Below are 3,821 nucleotides of genomic sequence, written 5' to 3'. Positions count from 1 at the left end.
CGTTTTTGTTTTACAAATGTGTGATCGATTAGCGATGCATTTTGGTTGTCATTCTGAATCTTATAATAATCAACAATAGCACGCTTATTCGTAAAAATTTCAGTAACACTATTGGTTAATACAGGGTTTTCAGTTAAGCTTTGATGACGTTCAATAATTTGTACATGCGAATTTTCATCAACAACAATTAAATTACGAGGTTGTAGCATTAAAGCAGATTCATTTCCTGTTGAAAAATGCAAAATTTGAATTGGTTTTTCAACCACTTTATTTTTTGGAATGTGAATATAAGCGCCTTCTTGTGAAAATGCAGTATTTAATGACGACAAACTATCTTTAGTAGCAGCTTTATTAAAATAATTTTCAATAAGAATGCGATACTTTGGCTTTGATAAGGCCGCTGACATTAAACAAACATCTATACCATCGTGAGTAGTTTGAGATAAGTGAGATGAATATTTCCCATCGATAAAAACAATCTTATAGCTATCAATATCGTAGATGAAATATTTCTTAACATCTCTATATTCTAATGCGTTTTCTTTTTTTGGAAACACACTATAATCATGCTTAAGAATAGTATTAAGTGATGTATATTTCCAAGCTTCGTCACGTTTAGAAGGAAAGCCTAAATCTTCAAATGTTTTTATAGCTTCACTTCGAACATCATGAACAGGAGCATCGATATCTACCTGATTTTCGAAAGCCATAAATGACGATACTAATTTATCTTTTAAATCCATTTTTGCTATTGATGATTACTTAAGCGTTTACTTCTTCTTTAATCCAATCGTAACCTTTTTCTTCTAACTCATGAGCCAACTCTTTGGTTCCTGATTTAACAATTCGTCCGTTATGCAATACGTGTACAAAATCTGGAACAATATAATCTAACAAACGTTGGTAATGCGTAATTACAATTACAGCATTGTCTTTACTTTTTAACTTATTGACACCATTAGCAACGATACGTAAAGCATCGATATCTAAACCAGAATCTGTTTCATCAAGAATCGCCAATTTTGGTTCTAACATAGCCATTTGGAAAATCTCGTTACGCTTCTTTTCTCCACCTGAAAAGCCTTCGTTAAGAGAACGTGATAAAAACTTACGATCGATTTCAAGCATTTCAGATTTTTCTCGAATGAGTTTCAACATTTCATTAGCTGGCATGTCATCAAGACCTTTAGCTTTTCGTGTTTCATTAATAGCCGTTTTCATAAAGTTAGTTACTGAAACACCAGGAATTTCAACAGGATACTGAAACGACAAAAAGATGCCTTTGTGAGCTCTTTCTTCGGCAGCTAATTCATCAATATTCTCGTTATCTAAAAGGATCTCTCCTTTTTCAACCTCATATTCTTCTTTTCCTGCGATAACTGAAGCCAAAGTACTTTTACCTGAACCGTTTGGTCCCATAATAGCATGTACTTCACCCGGTTTAACTTCTAAGTTAATTCCTTTTAAAATGGCTTTATCTTCAACACTTGCGTGTAAATTATTTATTTTTAACATAATACTTTTTTCAATTATTCTACTGAATCATCTCCTAATTTGATGACGTCATTTTCATTAGACTTGTATTTTTTTACATTATCAATTTCTTTAATATCAATTTTAAACGGCCAACCTTCTTCGCCTTCAGGTTTTGGAATTAATGTACCTTTTATTTGTACGGTAACATAATCTGTTGGCTCGTTTTTATAAACTTTAGCCATATCATTTAGCTCGTGCATTTTATCATTAATCACGACACCATAAATATCACTTTTAGTTTGTAATACCGCAGCATCAGCATAGTATATAAACTGTCCTACTAAGGTTCTCATCCCATCGCTCTTTTTCGCTGTATTTTCGTTTTCTACAGCTTCAACATCTAGAGACGATTCTTTTTTAACATCACTTTTACAAGCTGTAAAAACAGCAGCAACTATTAGGATTGTAAGTATTTTTTTCATTTTAAATTATACATAATTAGTAATTATCCTACTGAGCCTTCTAAACTAATTTCTAATAGTTTTTGAGCTTCAACCGCAAATTCCATTGGTAATTTATTCAAGACTTCTTTACTAAAACCATTGACAATTAATGCAATCGCTTTTTCAGTATCAATCCCTCTTTGGTTACAATAGAAAATCTGGTCTTCGCCAATTTTACTTGTTGTAGCCTCATGCTCAATTTGAGCTGTTTTGTTATTTGCTTCTATGTAAGGAAATGTGTGTGCTCCACATTCGTTACCCATTAATAGACTATCACATTGAGAAAAATTACGAGCGTCTTTTGCTCTCGAACTAATTTGTACTAAACCTCTGTATGAATTTTGTGATTTACCAGCAGATATTCCTTTTGAAATAATTGTTGATTTTGTGTTATTTCCAAGGTGAATCATTTTAGTCCCTGTATCAGCTTGTTGGTAATTGTTAGTTACTGCTATAGAGTAAAATTCACCTACGGAATTATCACCTTTCAATACGCAACTAGGATATTTCCATGTAACAGCAGATCCGGTTTCAACTTGTGTCCAAGAAATTTTAGCATTGGTTTCACACAATCCTCTTTTAGTTACAAAATTGTAAACACCTCCTTTTCCTTCAGCGTTTCCTGGATACCAATTTTGAACTGTAGAATACTTTATTTCAGCAGCATCTAAAGCAATTAATTCTACTACAGCTGCATGAAGTTGATTCTCATCACGGCTAGGAGCTGTACAACCTTCAAGGTAACTCACATAACTACCTTCGTCTGCAATAACTAGTGTTCTTTCAAATTGACCAGTACCTGCTTGGTTAATTCTAAAATATGTAGACAGTTCCATTGGACAGCGAACACCTTTCGGTATATAGCAGAAGCTGCCATCACTAAATACTGCGGAGTTTAGTGCCGCATAATAATTATCTTTTTGAGGAACTACTGTTCCAATATGTTTTTTTACCAAATCTGGATATTCCTGAATAGCTTCAGAAATACTCATAAAAATAATCCCTTTTTCAGCAAGTGTCTTTTTAAACGTTGTAGCTACAGATACTGAATCGACAACCACATCCATAGCAACACCAGCTAACTTTTTTTGTTCATCAAGAGATATTCCTAACTTTTCAAAAGTTGCTAATAATTCTGGATCGACCTCATCAATACTATCGTATTTAGGTTTGCTGTTTGGAGCTGAATAATAAGATATTCCTTGAAAATCAGGCTTTTCATAATTCACGTTTGCCCAATCTGGTTCTTCCATTTCTTGCCAAATACGAAAGGCTTCTAGTCGCCATTCTGTCATCCATTCGGGCTCTTCCTTCTTTTTTGAAATTGCTCGAACAATAGCTTCATTTAAGCCAATTGGAAATGTTTCAGATTCAATATCTGTATAAAAACCATATTCATATTCTTTGGTTTTCAATTCTTCCCTTAAATCGTCTTCAGTATATTTTGACATAATTATCTTTTAAAGTGAAAATGATTCGCCACAACCACATGTTCTGTTGGCATTTGGATTGTTAAACACAAAACCTGCTCCATTAAGACCGCCTGAGTATTCTAGAGTCGTTCCTATGAGATATAAAAAGCTCTTTTTATCCACAATAATTTTTACATCATTATCTTCAAAAACTTTATCTTCTTCTTTTTGTTCTTTATCAAATTTCAGGTCGTATGACAATCCTGAACAACCACCACTTTTTACACCTACACGAATAAAATCTGTGGCGCTGTTAAATCCATCATCGTTCATAAGTTCGATGACTTTCTTCTTAGCAGTATCTGATACTTTTATCATTTCTTATGTAGATTATTTCTAAATAGATTGCAAATATAAGGTATAAGTAGCC

5 protein-coding genes are annotated in these 3,821 nt (G+C 33.1%); all 5 read right to left on the bottom strand.

Going from position 1 to position 3,821, the window contains the following annotated elements; translation table 11 throughout:
• On the bottom strand, nucleotides 1-743 hold a 743-nt coding region (locus AB8B90_RS06420), incomplete at its 3' end, for a SufD family Fe-S cluster assembly protein (protein WP_405334884.1).
• 19 nt (nucleotides 744-762) lie between these two features.
• A complete protein-coding gene (gene sufC / locus AB8B90_RS06415; RefSeq protein WP_405334882.1) occupies nucleotides 763-1,515 on the bottom strand; it encodes a Fe-S cluster assembly ATPase SufC in 753 nt (250 codons plus the stop codon).
• 14 nt (nucleotides 1,516-1,529) lie between these two features.
• Nucleotides 1,530-1,958, bottom strand: coding sequence for a hypothetical protein (locus AB8B90_RS06410; protein WP_405334881.1), 429 nt, complete (start codon nucleotides 1,956-1,958; stop codon nucleotides 1,530-1,532).
• 23 nt (nucleotides 1,959-1,981) lie between these two features.
• Entirely contained in the window at nucleotides 1,982-3,430 is a 1,449-nt protein-coding gene (gene sufB / locus AB8B90_RS06405; RefSeq protein WP_405334879.1) for a Fe-S cluster assembly protein SufB, read from the bottom strand.
• A gap of 9 nt (nucleotides 3,431-3,439) precedes the next feature.
• Nucleotides 3,440-3,769, bottom strand: coding sequence for a HesB/IscA family protein (locus tag AB8B90_RS06400; RefSeq protein WP_405334877.1), 330 nt, complete (start codon nucleotides 3,767-3,769; stop codon nucleotides 3,440-3,442).
• Nucleotides 3,770-3,821 lie beyond the last annotated feature (52 nt).

This window comes from Psychroserpens sp., assembly GCF_045105015.1.
GTDB lineage: Bacteria > Bacteroidota > Bacteroidia > Flavobacteriales > Flavobacteriaceae > Psychroserpens.
The sequence above is the reverse complement of the archived record's forward strand: the minus strand, read 5'-3'. Positions and strand labels throughout refer to the sequence as shown.

Excerpts from the sequence above, each read along its gene's own strand:
- sufC (WP_405334882.1), bottom strand. The coding sequence starts at position 1,515 with ATGTTAAAAATAAATAATTTACACGCAAGTGTTGAAGATAAAGCCATT.
- AB8B90_RS06410 (WP_405334881.1), bottom strand. The coding sequence starts at position 1,958 with ATGAAAAAAATACTTACAATCCTAATAGTTGCTGCTGTTTTTACAGCT.
- sufB (WP_405334879.1), bottom strand. The coding sequence starts at position 3,430 with ATGTCAAAATATACTGAAGACGATTTAAGGGAAGAATTGAAAACCAAA.
- AB8B90_RS06400 (WP_405334877.1), bottom strand. The coding sequence starts at position 3,769 with ATGATAAAAGTATCAGATACTGCTAAGAAGAAAGTCATCGAACTTATG.